This is a genomic window from Kluyvera sp. STS39-E (assembly GCF_040932435.1).
In the GTDB taxonomy this organism is placed as follows: Bacteria; Pseudomonadota; Gammaproteobacteria; order Enterobacterales; family Enterobacteriaceae; genus Kluyvera.
The window spans coordinates 243825-259878 of record NZ_JBFQGA010000006.1; the positions used below are offsets into that span (position 1 = coordinate 243825).

General features: G+C 52.6%; 12 protein-coding genes and 1 tRNA gene. 9 read left to right on the forward strand and 4 right to left on the reverse strand.

What is annotated here, in order from left to right; genetic code table 11:
- Positions 1-237 precede the first annotated feature (237 nt).
- The 6 genes from AB4K05_RS15230 (at position 238) to AB4K05_RS15255 (ending at position 10243) form a co-directional block, all read left to right on the forward strand.
- Positions 238-1629 (forward strand): NarK family nitrate/nitrite MFS transporter, encoded by a 1392-nt coding sequence (locus tag AB4K05_RS15230; RefSeq protein WP_368480775.1) that lies wholly within the window; start codon positions 238-240, stop codon positions 1627-1629.
- A 393-nt stretch (positions 1630-2022) separates the two neighbouring features.
- Positions 2023-5766, forward strand: a complete 3744-nt coding sequence (locus AB4K05_RS15235; RefSeq protein WP_368480776.1) for a nitrate reductase subunit alpha — start codon at positions 2023-2025, stop codon at positions 5764-5766.
- On the forward strand, positions 5763-7301 hold the full coding sequence (gene narH, locus AB4K05_RS15240) for a nitrate reductase subunit beta (protein ID WP_368480777.1): 1539 nt from the start codon (positions 5763-5765) through the stop codon (positions 7299-7301). Before AB4K05_RS15235 ends, narH begins: the two co-directional genes overlap by 4 nt.
- Positions 7298-8008, forward strand: a complete 711-nt coding sequence (narJ, locus tag AB4K05_RS15245; protein WP_368480778.1) for a nitrate reductase molybdenum cofactor assembly chaperone — start codon at positions 7298-7300, stop codon at positions 8006-8008. Before narH ends, narJ begins: the two co-directional genes overlap by 4 nt.
- On the forward strand, positions 8008-8685 hold the full coding sequence (narI, locus tag AB4K05_RS15250; RefSeq protein WP_368480779.1) for a respiratory nitrate reductase subunit gamma: 678 nt from the start codon (positions 8008-8010) through the stop codon (positions 8683-8685). Before narJ ends, narI begins: the two co-directional genes overlap by 1 nt.
- 214 nt (positions 8686-8899) lie before the next feature.
- Positions 8900-10243: an anaerobic C4-dicarboxylate transporter gene (locus AB4K05_RS15255; RefSeq protein WP_368480780.1), complete on the forward strand. Its 1344-nt coding sequence runs from the start codon at positions 8900-8902 to the stop codon at positions 10241-10243.
- Positions 10244-10359: 116 nt separating this feature from the next.
- Here the strand turns inward: AB4K05_RS15255 and AB4K05_RS15260 are convergent.
- The 3 genes from AB4K05_RS15260 to AB4K05_RS15270 form a co-directional block, all read right to left on the reverse strand.
- A tRNA-Tyr gene (locus tag AB4K05_RS15260) sits at positions 10360-10444 on the reverse strand.
- 163 nt (positions 10445-10607) lie between these two features.
- The gene (purU, locus tag AB4K05_RS15265) at positions 10608-11450 is read right to left on the reverse strand and encodes a formyltetrahydrofolate deformylase (protein ID WP_368480781.1); all 843 of its coding nucleotides are present in this window, start codon (positions 11448-11450) and stop codon (positions 10608-10610) included.
- Positions 11451-11620: 170 nt separating this feature from the next.
- Positions 11621-12079, reverse strand: coding sequence for a YchJ family protein (locus AB4K05_RS15270; RefSeq protein ID WP_368480782.1), 459 nt, complete (start codon positions 12077-12079; stop codon positions 11621-11623).
- Positions 12080-12192: 113 nt separating this feature from the next.
- Here AB4K05_RS15270 and rssA point away from each other — a divergent pair, with 113 nt between their 5' ends.
- From rssA to galU, 3 genes are all read left to right on the forward strand, one after another.
- Positions 12193-13104: a patatin-like phospholipase RssA gene (gene rssA / locus AB4K05_RS15275; protein ID WP_368480783.1), complete on the forward strand. Its 912-nt coding sequence runs from the start codon at positions 12193-12195 to the stop codon at positions 13102-13104.
- 90 nt (positions 13105-13194) lie between these two features.
- The gene (gene rssB / locus AB4K05_RS15280; protein WP_368480784.1) at positions 13195-14208 is read left to right on the forward strand and encodes a two-component system response regulator RssB; all 1014 of its coding nucleotides are present in this window, start codon (positions 13195-13197) and stop codon (positions 14206-14208) included.
- A 317-nt stretch (positions 14209-14525) separates the two neighbouring features.
- Positions 14526-15434 carry a UTP--glucose-1-phosphate uridylyltransferase GalU gene (galU, locus tag AB4K05_RS15285; protein WP_368480785.1) on the forward strand — a complete coding sequence of 303 codons (909 nt, stop codon included), beginning with the start codon at positions 14526-14528 and terminating at the stop codon, positions 15432-15434.
- A gap of 162 nt (positions 15435-15596) precedes the next feature.
- Here the strand turns inward: galU and hns are convergent, their stop codons facing one another.
- Positions 15597-16010 carry a histone-like nucleoid-structuring protein H-NS gene (hns, locus tag AB4K05_RS15290; protein WP_368480786.1) on the reverse strand — a complete coding sequence of 138 codons (414 nt, stop codon included), beginning with the start codon at positions 16008-16010 and terminating at the stop codon, positions 15597-15599.
- Positions 16011-16054: the final 44 nt, after the last annotated feature.

Sequence of the window (16054 nt, forward strand, 5' to 3'; positions counted from 1 at the left end):
ATACCCAATTAGAGGTACTCCTTTATTTCCATAATAGCCAAGATGCCGGGGGTAAAGGAGTAACGGAGTAACAGCCACGTGATAAAGCAGGTTTTTTTATCAATAAAAGCCTACCCATAAAGGGTGATGATGTTTTTTTGACCGTAACATGGACGACTTTTCCTTTGATTTATATCAACTTACCGCGCGGTGTAAACCCTACTGTGCAAGGGTTAATATTAATAATCAGAGGTGTCTATGAGTCACTCCACTGCCCCCGAAAGGGCTACCGGCGCTGTCATTACCGACTGGCGTCCGGAAGATCCGGCGTTCTGGCAAGAACGCGGCCACCGCGTCGCAAGCCGGAACCTGTGGATTTCAGTACCGTGTTTGCTGCTGGCGTTCTGCGTATGGATGCTGTTTAGCGCCGTGGCGGTTAATTTACCTAAAGTGGGCTTCCAGTTTACAACCGATCAGCTCTTCATGCTGACGGCGCTGCCGTCGGTCTCCGGGGCGCTGCTGCGTGTACCGTATTCCTTTATGGTACCAATCTTCGGCGGCCGTCGCTGGACGGCGTTTAGTACCGGGATCCTTATCATTCCCTGCGTTTGGTTAGGGTTTGCGGTTCAGGATACCACGACGCCGTTTAGCACCTTCATCATCATTTCTCTGCTGTGCGGTTTTGCCGGCGCCAACTTCGCTTCCAGTATGGCAAACATCAGCTTCTTCTTCCCGAAACAGAAGCAGGGTGGTGCGCTGGGTTTAAACGGCGGTCTGGGTAATATGGGCGTGAGCGTGATGCAGCTGGTGGCTCCACTGGCGATTTCGCTGTCTATCTTCGCCGTTTTTGGCAGCCAGGGCGTGGCTCAGCCTGACGGCTCTGAGTTGTTCTTGGCGAACGCCGCGTGGATTTGGGTGCCGTTCTTGGCCATCTTCACCGTGGCGGCTTGGTTTGGTATGAACGAACTGGCAACCTCTAAAGCTTCTCTGAAAGAACAGCTGCCGGTGCTTAAGCGCGGTCACCTGTGGATCATGAGCCTGCTTTATCTGGCGACCTTCGGCTCGTTCATCGGCTTCTCGGCCGGTTTTGCGATGCTGTCGAAAACCCAGTTCCCTGAAATTCAGATCCTGCATTACGCCTTCTTTGGTCCGTTTATCGGTGCGCTGGCACGTTCTGCGGGCGGGGCGATTTCTGACCGTCTGGGCGGCACTCGCGTTACGCTGGTTAACTTCATTCTGATGGCATTGTTCAGTGCGTTGCTGTTCCTGACCCTGCCGGCTAACGGCGAAGGCGGCAGCTTTATTGCTTTCTACGTGGTCTTCCTGGGGCTGTTCATGACGGCAGGTCTGGGTAGCGGTTCTACCTTCCAGATGATTTCGGTGATCTTCCGTAAGTTGACGATGGATCGCGTGAAGGCGGAAGGCGGCACAGAAGAAAAAGCAATGCGTGAAGCGGCCACTGACACCGCGGCGGCGCTGGGCTTTATTTCGGCTATCGGCGCGATTGGCGGCTTCTTTATTCCGAAAGCGTTCGGCACTTCGCTGGAATTAACCGGCTCGCCAGCCGGCGCGATGAAAGTCTTCCTCGTGTTCTATATTGTCTGCGTAGTGGTGACGTGGGTAGTGTATGGGCGTAAAGCGAAAAAATAACGCAAGTCGTTATTAATGAATAAAGGCGCGGAGATCTGCGCCTTTATTTTTATGTTCGCTTAGTTACAACATACTGTTGGTGTGAATAAACCGGTTAGCCCGGCGCTCGTTATCGCTTTGCAGGGTCGATAAAGCGTCTACCCCTTAATACCGACGGCGGTGATTTTTACACTTTGCAATAATGCTATTTGCTGAAAAATCCTTATTTTACAGGCAATTGAAAAATAAGTTTGAATACCACCTTGGTGGTATGAGCCTTTTTTGTGGCGTTTGTTAAGAAAGGCCATCTTGATCGTTATCAATTCCCCCCATCTTTCAGCGCGTTACCTTCGCTGCAAATTGAGCAATGTCGACTTATCAGAGAGCCGTGAGGCTCCAAACAGGAGAGACCCGATGAGTAAATTCCTGGACCGGTTTCGCTACTTTAAACAAAAGGGCGAAACTTTTGCCGATGGGCACGGACAGATTCTAGATACCAACCGGGATTGGGAAGATGGATACCGTCAGCGTTGGCAGCATGACAAGGTTGTTCGTTCAACGCACGGCGTGAACTGCACCGGTTCTTGCAGCTGGAAAATCTACGTTAAAAATGGCCTCGTCACCTGGGAAACCCAGCAGACCGACTATCCACGCACCCGACCTGACCTACCAAATCACGAGCCACGCGGCTGTCCGCGCGGGGCGAGCTATTCTTGGTATCTCTATAGTGCCAACCGTCTGAAATATCCGCTGATGCGCAAACGCCTGATGAAAATGTGGCGTGAAGCGAAAAAACTGCACAGCGATCCGGTTGATGCATGGGCATCCATTATTGAAGACGCCGATAAAGCCAAAAGCTTCAAACAGGCCCGTGGACGCGGTGGTTTCGTGCGTTCATCCTGGCAGGAAGTGAATGAGCTGATTGCGGCCTCGAACGTTTACACCGTCAAAACCTACGGCCCGGACCGCGTGGCTGGCTTCTCGCCGATCCCGGCGATGTCCATGGTTTCCTACGCTTCCGGCGCCCGTTACCTGTCACTGATTGGCGGCACCTGCCTAAGCTTCTACGACTGGTATTGCGACCTGCCACCTGCGTCACCGCAGACTTGGGGCGAGCAAACCGACGTGCCGGAATCCGCCGACTGGTACAACTCCAGCTATATCATCGCTTGGGGCTCTAACGTTCCGCAGACCCGTACCCCGGATGCGCACTTCTTCACTGAAGTTCGCTATAAAGGCACCAAAACTGTCGCCATCACGCCGGACTATGCCGAAATCGCTAAACTTTGCGATCTGTGGTTAGCACCAAAACAGGGTACCGATGCGGCAATGGCGCTGGCGATGGGCCACGTGATGCTGCGAGAATTCCACCTCGATAAACCGAGCCAGTACTTCACCGACTATGTGCGTCGTTATACCGATATGCCGATGCTGGTGATGCTCGAAGAGCGTGAAGGCTACTACGCCGCAGGCCGTATGCTGCGCGCTTCCGATCTGGTGGATTCTCTGGGTCAGGAAAACAACCCTGAATGGAAAACCGTCGCGGTCAATGCCGACGGCGACATGGTGGCACCAAACGGTTCCATCGGTTTCCGCTGGGGCGAAAAAGGCAAGTGGAACCTTGAACAGCGCGACGGCAAATCCGGTGACGAAACGGAACTGCAGCTGAGCCTGCTGGGTAGCCAGGATGATATCGCGCAGGTTGGTTTCCCGTACTTTGGCGGCGAAGGCACCGAACATTTCACCAGCGTGGAACTGGAAAACATTCTGCTGCACAAACTGCCGGTTAAGCGCCTGCAGTTGGCGGATGGCACGACGGCACTGGTGACCACCGTTTACGACTTAACCATGGCCAACTATGGTCTGGAACGCGGTCTGAACGACGAAAACTGCGCTTCCAGCTACGATGACATGAAGGCGTATACCCCGGCGTGGGCAGAAAAAATCACCGGCGTACCGCGTGCGCATATCATTCGTACCGCGCGTGAATTCGCTGATAACGCTGATAAGACGCACGGTCGTTCGATGATTATCGTCGGCGCGGGTCTGAACCACTGGTATCACCTCGATATGAACTATCGCGGTCTTATCAACATGCTGGTGTTCTGCGGCTGCGTCGGTCAAAGCGGCGGCGGCTGGGCACACTATGTCGGCCAGGAAAAACTGCGTCCACAGACCGGTTGGCAGCCACTGGCGTTTGCCCTTGACTGGCAGCGTCCGGCACGTCACATGAACAGCACTTCTTACTTCTATAACCACTCCAGCCAATGGCGCTACGAGTCGGTTACCGCGCAAGAGTTGCTGTCACCGCTGGCGGATAAATCTCGCTATACCGGCCACCTGCTGGACTTCAACGTCCGTGCTGAACGTATGGGCTGGCTGCCATCTGCACCACAGCTTGGCACTAACCCGCTGCGTATCGCCGATGAAGCGAAGAAAGCCGGTATGACCCCGGTTGACTACACCGTGAAAGCGCTGAAAGAAGGCACGATTCGCTTTGCGGCTGAACAGCCGGAAAACGGTAAAAACCACCCGCGCAACCTGTTCATCTGGCGTTCTAACCTGCTGGGTTCTTCCGGTAAAGGTCATGAGTACATGCTGAAGTACCTGCTGGGTACTGAGCACGGTATTCAGGGGCTGGATCTGGGCAAGCAGGGCGGCATGAAGCCGGAAGAAGTGGAGTGGCAGGATAACGGCCTTGACGGCAAATTGGATCTGGTGGTGACGCTGGACTTCCGTCTGTCGAGCACCTGTCTGTATTCCGATATCGTCCTGCCAACCGCGACCTGGTACGAAAAAGACGACATGAATACCTCGGATATGCATCCGTTTATTCATCCGCTGTCTGCCGCCGTTGACCCGGCCTGGGAGTCGAAAAGCGACTGGGATATCTATAAAGGCATCGCGAAGAAATTCTCTGAAGTCTGCGTGGGGCACCTCGGCAAAGAAACCGACGTGGTAACGCTGCCAATCCAGCACGACTCCGCCGCTGAACTGGCGCAGCCGCTAGATGTTAAAGACTGGAAAAAAGGCGAATGCGACCTGATCCCGGGCAAAACCGCACCGCACATTATTCCGGTTGAACGCGACTATCCGGCAACCTACGAACGCTTTACCTCCATCGGTCCATTGATGGAAAAAATCGGTAACGGCGGTAAAGGTATTGCTTGGAATACCCAGAGCGAAATGGATCTGCTGCGTAAGCTCAACTACACCAAAGCGGAAGGCCCAGCCAAAGGCCAGCCGATGCTGGATACGGCGATTGACGCGGCGGAAATGATCCTCACGCTTGCACCGGAAACTAACGGTCAGGTGGCGGTGAAAGCTTGGGCGGCGTTGAGTGAGTTTACCGGTCGCGACCATACGCACCTGGCGCTCAATAAAGAAGACGAGAAAATTCGCTTCCGTGATATTCAGGCGCAACCGCGCAAGATTATCTCCAGCCCAACGTGGTCTGGCCTTGAAGATGAGCATGTCTCCTATAACGCCGGTTACACCAACGTTCACGAGCTGATCCCATGGCGTACGCTGACCGGCCGTCAGTCGCTGTATCAGGATCACCAGTGGATGCGTGACTTCGGTGAAAGCCTACTGGTTTACCGTCCGCCGATTGATACCCGTTCGGTGAAAGAGGTGATGGGCAAGAAATCGAATGGCAACCCAGAGAAGGCGCTGAACTTCCTGACGCCGCACCAGAAATGGGGCATTCACTCAACCTACAGCGACAACTTGCTGATGCTGACCTTAGGTCGTGGCGGTCCGGTGGTGTGGATGAGCGAAGAAGACGCCAAAGAGATCGGCATTGAAGATAACGACTGGATCGAAGTCTTCAACAACAACGGTGCACTGACCGCGCGTGCGGTGGTGAGCCAACGTGTGCCGGCTGGGATGACCATGATGTACCACGCGCAGGAACGTATCGTGAACCTGCCGGGTTCTGAAATTACCGGCCAACGTGGCGGTATTCACAACTCCGTCACCCGCATTACCCCGAAACCAACCCACATGATTGGTGGTTATGGGCACCTGGCCTACGGCTTTAACTACTACGGCACCGTAGGGTCAAACCGTGATGAGTTTGTTGTGGTACGTAAGATGAAGAACATTAACTGGCTGGATGGCGAAGGCAATGACCAGGTACAGGAGAGCGTAAAATGAAAATTCGTTCACAAGTCGGCATGGTGCTGAATCTCGATAAATGCATCGGCTGTCATACCTGCTCAGTCACCTGTAAAAACGTCTGGACCAGCCGTGAAGGGACCGAGTACGCGTGGTTCAATAACGTCGAAACCAAGCCGGGCACCGGTTTCCCTACCGACTGGGAAAACCAGGAAAAATGGAAGGGCGGTTGGATCCGTAAGATCAACGGCAAACTGGTGCCGCGCATGGGTAACAAAGCGCTGCTGCTGGGTAAAATCTTCGCTAACCCACATTTGCCGGGCCTGGATGATTACTACGAACCGTTTGATTTCGACTACCAGACGCTGCATAACGCCCCGGCTGACAGTAAAGCCCAGCCGATTGCCCGTCCTCGCTCGCTGATTACCGGCAAGCGTATGGACAAGATCACCAAAGGCCCGAACTGGGAAGACGATCTGGGCGGCGAGTTCGAGAAGCTGTCGAAAGACAAAAACTTCGAGAACATGCAGAAGGCGATGTACGGCCAGTTTGAAAACACCTTCATGATGTACCTGCCGCGCCTATGCGAGCACTGCCTGAATCCGGCGTGTGTAGCAACCTGCCCGAGCGGTGCTATCTACAAGCGTGAAGAAGACGGCATTGTGCTGATCGATCAGGACAAATGCCGCGGCTGGCGTATGTGTATTACCGGTTGCCCGTACAAAAAAATCTACTTCAACTGGAAGAGCGGCAAGTCTGAAAAATGCATCTTCTGCTACCCGCGCATCGAAGCGGGTCAGCCGACCGTGTGTTCCGAGACCTGCGTGGGTCGTATCCGCTACCTCGGCGTGCTGCTTTATGACGCGGATGCGATTGAAAATGCGGCCAGCACTGAAAACGAGAAAGACCTGTATCAGCGCCAGTTGGATGTGTTCCTCGATCCAAACGATCCGAAAGTGATTGAACAGGCGCAGAAAGACGGTATTCCGCTGAGCGTGATTGACGCGGCGCAGAAATCACCGGTTTACAAAATGGCGATGGACTGGAAGCTGGCGCTGCCGCTGCACCCGGAATATCGCACGCTACCAATGGTTTGGTACGTGCCACCGCTGTCACCAATTCAGTCCGCCGCTGACGCGGGCGAACTGGGTAGCAACGGTATTCTGCCGGACGTAGAAAGCCTGCGTATCCCGGTCCAGTATCTGGCCAACCTGCTGACCGCTGGTGACACCCAGCCGGTACTGCTGGCGCTGAAACGTATGCTGGCGATGCGTCACTTCAAACGTACCGAAACCGTCGATGGCGTTATCGATACTCGTGCGCTGGAAGAGGTGGGTCTGACCGAAGCACAGGCGCAGGAAATGTATCGTTACCTGGCTATCGCTAACTACGAAGATCGTTTCGTGGTGCCGAGTAGCCACCGCGAACAGGCGCGTGACGCCTTCCCAGAGAAAAACGGCTGCGGCTTTAGCTTCGGTGACGGCTGCCACGGTTCTGATACTAAGTTCAACCTGTTCAACAGCCGCCGTATTGATTCGGTGGATGTGAGCAGCAAAACGGAGCCACACGCATGATTGAACTGGTGGTTGTCTCTCGTTTGCTGGAGTACCCGGATGCTGCCTTATGGCAGCACCAAGGCGAACTCTTTGAGGTTCTGGCGTCGTCAGAAAAACTAGATAAAGCGGATGCCCAGGCTTTGGGCATCTTCCTGCGCGATTTAACCGCGCAGGATCCGCTGGATGCGCAGGCAGCCTATAGTGAACTGTTTGACCGTGGCCGCGCGACGTCGCTGCTGCTGTTCGAACACGTTCATGGCGAGTCTCGCGATCGCGGTCAGGCAATGGTTGATCTGCTGAATCAATACGAGCAGCACGGCCTGGTGCTCGACAGCCGCGAACTGCCGGATCACCTGCCGCTGTATCTTGAATATCTGGCGCAGCTGCCGGAAAGCGAAGCCATTGGCGGTCTTGCCGATATCGCGCCGATTCTGGCGCTGCTTTGTGCTCGTCTGCAACAGCGTGAAAGCCGCTATGCGGTGCTGTTTGAACAGCTGCTGAAGCTGGCAAATAGTGCGGTAGACGAGGCCAAAGTGGCGGAGAAAATCGCTGACGAAGCTCGCGATGATACGCCGCAGGCGCTGGATGCCGTATGGGAAGAAGAGCAGGTGAAATTCTTTGCCGACCAGGGTTGCGGTGAGTCGGAAATCTCCAATCACCAGCGTCGTTTTGCCGGAGCCGTGGCCCCGCAATATCTGAATATCTCTAACGGAGGACAGCAATAATGCACTTCCTAAATATGTTCTTCTTCGACATCTATCCGTACATTGCGGGTTCGGTGTTTTTGATTGGTAGCTGGCTGCGCTACGACTATGGCCAGTACACCTGGCGTGCAGCGTCCAGCCAGATGCTGGACCGCAAGGGGATGAACCTAGCGTCGAACCTGTTCCATATCGGGATCCTTGGGGTATTCGCCGGTCACTTCCTTGGGATGCTGACTCCGCATTGGATGTACGAAGCCTGGTTACCACTGGAAGTGAAACAGAAGATGGCGATGTTTGGCGGTGGTGCGGCTGGCCTGATGTGCTTGGTCGGCGGCATTTTGCTGTTGAAACGTCGTCTTTTCAGCCCACGCGTGCGTGCGACCACCACCGGTGCCGATATTCTGGTGCTTTCCGTGTTGGTTATCCAGTGCGCCCTAGGCCTGCTGACCATTCCGTTCTCTGCTCAGCACATGGACGGTAGCGAAATGATGAAACTGGTTGGCTGGGCACAGTCGGTCGTCACCTTCCACGGCGGTGCATCGGCGCATCTTGATGGCGTGGCGTTTATCTACCGTATGCACTTGGTACTGGGTATGACGCTGTTCCTGCTGTTCCCATTCTCACGTCTGGTGCACATCTGGAGCGTGCCGGTGGAGTATCTGACGCGTAAATATCAGATAGTTCGCGCGCGTCACTAATCTTCGTTTCACCGCAGTACAAAAAGCCGGAAGAGAGCAATCTCTTCCGGCTTTTTTGTTTATCAAATGAGTGAAGTATTACAGGTAATCGTTTGTTAATTAATTGTTATTAAGTGATTGTTTTTATGGCGATTTAACAAACAAGATCTGCGTCCCAACGTATTCCCTTACATTCTGTAATGATTTTCGCAATTACTCACGTTAAGGGACTTTCATGATTACTATCGAGTTTGTTGTCATCATTTTGTGCCTGCTGGTTGGCACACGCTTTGGTGGGATGGGGCTGGGGCTAATCAGCGGTATCGGCTTGTTTATTCTGACCTTTATTTTTGGGCTGGAGCCGGGCAAGCCGCCGGTGGATGTGATGCTCACGATTCTCGCCGTCATCGGTTGCGCGGCGACGCTACAAACGGCAGGCGGTCTGAATGTGATGATGCAGTTTGCCGAACGTCTGTTGCGTAAGCATCCACAGCACATCACGCTGCTGGCACCGTTTACCACGTGGACGCTGACCTTTCTGTGCGGGACCGGACATGTGGTGTACACCATGTTCCCAATTATTGGCGATATTGCGCTGAAGAAGGGCATTCGTCCTGAGCGCCCGATGGCGGTGGCCTCTATCGCTTCGCAAATGGCGATTACCGCGTCCCCTGTGTCTGTAGCCGTGGTATCGCTGGTGTCTATTTTGGCGGCTGGGCACGGAATAGGGCGCGCTTGGGGGATTTTGGAGATCTTGTCTGTCTCGGTGCCCGCTTCGCTGTTTGGCGTACTAATCGCCGCACTTTGGAGTCTGAAGCGCGGTAAGGATCTGGCGGACGATCCGGAATTTCAGGCTAAAATTGCCGATCCGAAACAGCGGGAATATATCTACGGTGGTAGCGAAACGCTGATGAACCAGACCTTCCCCAAGCAGGCGTATTGGGCAACGTGGATCTTCTTTGCCGGGATTTTAGTGGTTGTCCTGCTGGGCGCGCTTCCGGAGTTACGTCCGGCGTTTGAAGTCAAAGGGGCAATGAAAGCGCTGTCGATGAACCTGGTCATTCAGATGATGATGCTGATTGCTGGGGCGGTGATGCTGCTGGTCTGTAAAGTGAACGCTACCGCGATTTCTAACGGTGCGGTGTTTAAAGCGGGTATGGTGGCGATTTTCTCCGTTTTCGGCGTGGCGTGGATGAGTGATACCTTTTTCCAGGCGCACCTTGATGAGTTGAAAATGGCCCTAGAAGGCGTGGTAAAAAGCCATCCGTGGACCTACGCCATCGTACTGTTTCTGGTTTCAAAACTGGTGAACAGTCAGGCGGCAGCGTTGACAGCGGTTGCCCCAATGGGCTTGATGCTGGGCGTTGAGCCAAAAATGCTGATTGCTTTCTTCCCGGCGTCTTACGGCTATTTCGTCCTGCCAACCTATCCCAGCGATTTAGCCTGTATTGGCTTCGACCGGTCTGGCACCACCCGCATAGGGAAATTTATTATTAACCACAGCTTCATCCTGCCGGGACTGATTGGCGTGAGCTGCGCATGCGTGGCGAGTTATCTGTTGGTGACAGTGCTGTTTTAACCGTGGAATTAAACCGTTATAGCCCGGCCGAGCGAAGCGACGCCGGGGAATGCTTTCCTGCACGAGCAGAACATGAAATAAAGTGCGTTTATAAGAATGAGTACTTTTAGAAGTGATGGTGGTGGGGGAAGGATTCGAACCTTCGAAGTCGATGACGGCAGATTTACAGTCTGCTCCCTTTGGCCGCTCGGGAACCCCACCACGGGGTAATGCTAGATTTTACTGGCCTGCTCCCTTACTCGGGAAGCGGGGCGCATCATATCAAATGACGCGCCGCTGTAAAGTATTCCTTTATCGAAAATGAACTGTTTGCGTACTTTTCATCCGTAACGGATTAAAGCTAATCAATTCATTTCGTTCGCGATTAAAGAATGATCGTCCGGTTACCGTATACAAACACACGCTGGGCTAGCACTTGGTAAAGCGCGCGGCTCAGGACATTTTTTTCGACGTCGCGACCGGCACGCATCATATCTTCTGCCGTGTAGGTGTGATCGACGTGAATAACATCCTGCATGATGATTGGACCCTCATCCAGATTGTCGTTTACGTAGTGCGCGGTGGCGCCCACGATCTTCACGCCGCGCTCATAGGCCTGATGATACGGACGTGCACCGATAAATGCCGGCAGGAATGAATGGTGAATATTGATAATCTTATTCGGGAAGCGGCCGACAAACTCCGGCGTCAGCACACGCATGTATTTGGCCAGCACGACATAATCCGGCTGATGTGCGTCGATAGCATCGGCCATCAGCTTATCGTGCTCCTCACGGGCAAGACCTTCATGGCTAACCAACTGGAAAGGAATATCAAAGCGTTCAACCAGCGAACGCAGCGTTTCATGGTTGCCGATAACCGCGGCAATCTCAACGTCGAGGCCGCCATAGTTGGCCTTCATCAGCAGGTCGCCCAAGCAGTGGGCTTCTTTGGTGACCAAAATGACGATGCGACGGCGTCCGGCTGGGGTGAGTTCACGAACAGAACCTTCCGGGAGCGCGCTGTCTAAATCGGCGAGCAGGGTGGTGTCATTGAAGATCCCTTCCAGCTCGGTACGCATAAAGAAGCGTCCGGTACGGTGATCAACAAATTCATTGTTCTGTACGATGTTAAGTTCATGCTTGTAGCAAATGTTAGTGATGCGCGCGATCAGGCCTTTCTGGTCAGGGCAGATGGTGCGCAGAATTTTACGTTGAGTGGAGTGCATTGCCGGGTAAATCCTGTTGATGATGTTTGCGAAGCTGTATCGGGTCTAAACTCGTCGTCTTTCAGGTTGCTGGTGCGTTGGCTGCGTTCGTTCACCCGAATCACTTACTCAAGTAAGCTCATTGGGATTCACTCTCTTGCCGCCTTCCTACAACCCAAAATCCACAGAGTTTAATCCCCGCAGCATTTTTTAAATTTCTTCCCCGAACCGCACGGGCAGGGATCGTTTCTGCCAAATACGGGCCGGGTGCCGTCGATATAATACCACTGCCCGTTTTCTTTTAAGAAACGTGAACGCTCAATGATAGCGCCGTTCTTGTTATTCTCGGTAAAACGGGCGACAAAGCTCACGAAGCCTTCATCGGGACACGAGCTCTCTTGGGTGGCAAAAACGGTCAATCCTCGCCACTGGGTATGAGCAAAGCCCTGTTCGATATCGTGACGAAATGCGCCTGCTTGGCAGCTCGGGTGCCAAGTTTTTACCAGATAATCTGCATCCTTACGCACGAAGGCGCAATAGCGGGAACGCATAAGGTGTGACGGGTCTGGAGCGTATTCGTTGCCGGACAGATAACGCTGGCAACATAAGCTATACTCGAGAGCGCTGCCACAAGGGCAAAGTTCAGACAAAGATGTCTCCCTGAATTGACAGAGTAATGGCGATGTGACGCCTGATATCACTATGGTAACCGAGCGCTGGCAATGATGCCACGCTGGAAGCAAGAGGAAATTCATCAGCAACAATGAGAAAAATCAAAATTGGCCTGGCGTTAGGTTCAGGGGCAGCGCGGGGCTGGTCGCATATTGGCGTCATTAAAGCGCTACAAAAGATGGGCATTGAGATTGATATTGTTGCCGGATGCTCAATCGGTTCACTAGTCGGTGCTGCCTACGCCAGCAACCGCCTGCCTGCATTAGAGCAGTGGGTCTGCTCATTCAGCTATTGGGATGTATTGCGATTGATGGATCTTTCCTGGCGACGGGGAGGATTGCTACGCGGTGAGCGGGTGTTTAATCAATACCGGCAAATTATGCCCAATGAGACGATAGAACATTGCGAGAAGCGCTTTGCGGCGGTCGCCACCAATCTGAGTACCGGGCGAGAACTGTGGTTTACTGAAGGCGATCTGCATATGGCGGTAAGGGCGTCGTGCAGTATTCCTGGGCTGATGGCGCCGGTTCAGCATAACGGTTATTGGTTGGTGGATGGCGCAGTCGTCAACCCGGTACCGGTCTCGTTAACACGCGCGCTGGGTGCGGACATTGTGATTGCTGTCGATTTGCAACATGACGCACATCTTATGCAGCAGGATCTCCTGTCCGTCAATATTCAACCGGATGGCGAGATGAATGAATCGGCGGATGAGCTATCATGGCGTGAACGCCTGCGTTCTCGTCTTGGCCGCGTCGCGGCTCGTCGCTCGGTGTTGGCACCGACGGCGATGGAAATCATGACGACTTCAATACAGGTGTTGGAGAATCGGCTTAAGCGCAACCGTATGGCGGGCGATCCACCGGATATCCTTTTACAACCGTTTTGCCCTCAGATCTCGACCTTGGATTTTCATCGCGCTTCATCTGCAATAGCCGCGGGTCAACAAGCGGTTGAAAAAAAGACAGATGAACTTTTACCTTTAGTGCAAAGTTCCACTTAAGGTGCTTTTTTGACTACTTCAGCAAATTCTGAAAGGCGATTATCACAATAGCATGCCACTATTTACTTATCGTCGGGCAGGGGAGATATCATGACGCAGCCGTTGGCGGGAAAACAGATTTTGATTGTTGAAGACGAACCCGTTTTCCGCTCGCTTATGGATTCTTGGCTTTCGTCTCTCGGCGCGGACACGCTGTTGGCGCAGGACGGCTTGGATGCGCTAACGCAGATGGCCAGTCAGAAACCCGATTTAATGATTTGCGACCTTGCGATGCCGCGCATGAATGGGCTGCAGTTGGTCGAACATCTGCGCAATGCCGGCGATACATTGCCGATTCTTATCATCTCAGCAACCGAAAACATGGCTGATATTGCCAAAGCGCTGCGCCTTGGCGTTCAGGACGTATTATTAAAGCCGGTTAAGGATCTGAATCGCCTACGGGAAACCGTGCTCGCCTGCCTTTATCCCAATATGTTTAATTCCCGGGTGGAAGAAGAAGAGCGGTTATTTGAAGATTGGGATGCACTGGTTAACAATCCAGCCGCGGCGGCTAAATTGTTACAAGAATTACAGCCGCCGGTGCAGCAGGAAATATCTCACTGCCGCGTAAATTATCGCCAGCTTATGGCCGTTGATGCTCCGGGGTTGGTGTTGGATATTGCGCCTTTATCAGAGCACGATTTAGCATTTTATTGTCTCGATGTGACGCGAGCGGGTGATAATGGGGTATTAGCCGCATTATTACTGCGTGTTTTGTTTAATGGCCTGCTGCAAGAACAACTGTCCCATCAAGGGCAGCGGCTACCAGAATTAGGGAGTCTGCTTAAGCGAGTTAATCAACTGCTGCGTCAGGCTAACCTCCCTGGTCAGTTTCCGTTGCTGGTCGGTTATTATCACAGTGGCTTGAAAAACCTCATTCTGGTCTCCGCTGGGTTAAATGGCACATTAAATACCGGTGACCACCAAATTCAAATAAGCAACGGCGTACCGCTCGGCACGTTAGGAAATGCTTATCTCAACCAAATTAGCCAGCGTTGTACTTCATGGCAATGCCAAGTGTGGGGAAACGGTGGCCGTTTACGCTTAATGTTGTCTGCGGAATGAGCAACCGAATTTTTTTATACTGATAGCTTTAACGGCTTATCCGCCGTGGTGATACTATCCGCACATTGATGTGGATATACTCGTCCTGCATTAAGCGTGCTGGTGCGTTAGCCAGTCCGGTTCTCATCGTTGATATGTTTCACGAGGTAACTGGAACAATGGGAAACGCCCCTCCTACAGCTCAACGTCTTCGGGTATAAATCTTAATTCGAGGTCAACGTGTCCTTTCAGAGCAGCCTCATGAGGTTGTAATGATATACTCGATGCGTATTTAATTAACGAGCAAGTTCAAAGTTTGAACAGTTCAGGAGATTTTAATGGCTGCCCTAAATTCGAAAGTAACAAAGGCTGTAATCCCGGTTGCGGGATTAGGAACAAGGATGTTACCGGCAACGAAAGCAATTCCTAAGGAAATGCTGCCGCTGGTGGATAAGCCTTTAATTCAGTATGTCGTGAACGAGTGTATTGCAGCTGGTATCACTGAAATTGTACTGGTTACCCATTCTTCCAAGAATTCTATCGAGAACCATTTTGATACCAGCTTTGAGCTTGAAGCCATGCTGGAGAAGCGCGTTAAACGCCAGCTTCTGGAAGAAGTACAGTCTATTTGCCCGCCGCACGTGACCATTATGCAGGTTCGTCAGGGGCTGGCTAAAGGGCTTGGACACGCAGTGCTGTGCGCACATCCGGTGGTTGGCGATGAGCCGGTTGCGGTAATTTTGCCTGACGTTATCCTCGATGAATACGAGTCAGATCTGAGCCGTGATAACTTGGCCGATATGATTGCACGATTTGACGAAACGGGCGCTAGCCAGATTATGGTTGAGCCGGTTGCAGACGTGACGGCATATGGTGTTGTTGATTGCAAAGGGGCGGCCTTAAACCCAGGCGACAGCGTACCGATGGTTGGCGTGGTAGAGAAACCTAAGGCTGACGTAGCGCCATCGAATCTCGCCGTTGTAGGCCGTTATGTGCTGAGTGCGGAAATCTGGCCTCTGCTGGCGAAAACGCCTCCGGGAGCAGGTGACGAAATCCAGCTGACCGACGCTATCGATATGCTTATCGAAAAAGAGACCGTTGAAGCGTACCACATGAAAGGCAAAAGCCATGACTGTGGTAATAAACTGGGTTATATGCAGGCATTTGTCGAATACGGCATCCGCCACAATACGCTGGGTGAAGATTTCAAAGCCTGGCTGCAGGATACTCTGGATATCGCGAAGTAATTTAGCGATAACCGCTAAAACCGGGGAAACCCGGTTTTTTTATATCCGAATAAAAATTATGGATAAAAAATGAACGCTTTATTGTTGGCACGTTATGGCGTGGGGTTCGTTTTTCAGATATAAAAAATCCCGCCGTAGCGGGATTCTCGCGAAGCGTAAGGATTAATCCTTGATCAGGAAATCGTCCAGGGATTTACCCTGCTCGTCCATCGCTTTTTTGATTACTGCTGGAGTACGACCTTGGCCAGTCCAAGTTTTGGCTTCGCCGTTTTCGTCGATGTAGCTATATTTAGCCGGACGTGCAGCGCGTTTAGCTTTGGTGCCAGTTTTAGCAGCAGCCATGCTATTCAGCAGTTCGTTCGGATCAATACCGTCAGCAATCAGCATTTCACGATATTGTTGCAGTTTACGAGTGCGTTCTTCGATTTCTGCAGCTGCAGCGTTATCTTCTTCGCGACGTTCGTTAACAACAACTTCTAATTTTTCCAGCATTTCTTCAAGCGTTTCAAGGGTGCATTCTCTTGCCTGCGCACGAAGAGTACGGATGTTGTTCAAAATTTTAAGTGCTTCGCTCATTGTAGTAATCTCAAACTTATATTGTGGGGTGGTTTGTTGTTGTA

Excerpts from the sequence above, each read along its gene's own strand:
- narH (WP_368480777.1), top strand. The coding sequence starts at position 5,763 with ATGAAAATTCGTTCACAAGTCGGCATGGTGCTGAATCTCGATAAATGC.
- galU (WP_368480785.1), top strand. The coding sequence starts at position 14,526 with ATGGCTGCCCTAAATTCGAAAGTAACAAAGGCTGTAATCCCGGTTGCG.
- rssB (WP_368480784.1), top strand. The coding sequence starts at position 13,195 with ATGACGCAGCCGTTGGCGGGAAAACAGATTTTGATTGTTGAAGACGAA.
- narI (WP_368480779.1), top strand. The coding sequence starts at position 8,008 with ATGCACTTCCTAAATATGTTCTTCTTCGACATCTATCCGTACATTGCG.
- rssA (WP_368480783.1), top strand. The coding sequence starts at position 12,193 with ATGAGAAAAATCAAAATTGGCCTGGCGTTAGGTTCAGGGGCAGCGCGG.
- purU (WP_368480781.1), bottom strand. The coding sequence starts at position 11,450 with ATGCACTCCACTCAACGTAAAATTCTGCGCACCATCTGCCCTGACCAG.
- narJ (WP_368480778.1), top strand. The coding sequence starts at position 7,298 with ATGATTGAACTGGTGGTTGTCTCTCGTTTGCTGGAGTACCCGGATGCT.
- AB4K05_RS15235 (WP_368480776.1), top strand. The coding sequence starts at position 2,023 with ATGAGTAAATTCCTGGACCGGTTTCGCTACTTTAAACAAAAGGGCGAA.
- hns (WP_368480786.1), bottom strand. The coding sequence starts at position 16,010 with ATGAGCGAAGCACTTAAAATTTTGAACAACATCCGTACTCTTCGTGCG.
- AB4K05_RS15230 (WP_368480775.1), top strand. The coding sequence starts at position 238 with ATGAGTCACTCCACTGCCCCCGAAAGGGCTACCGGCGCTGTCATTACC.
- AB4K05_RS15255 (WP_368480780.1), top strand. The coding sequence starts at position 8,900 with ATGATTACTATCGAGTTTGTTGTCATCATTTTGTGCCTGCTGGTTGGC.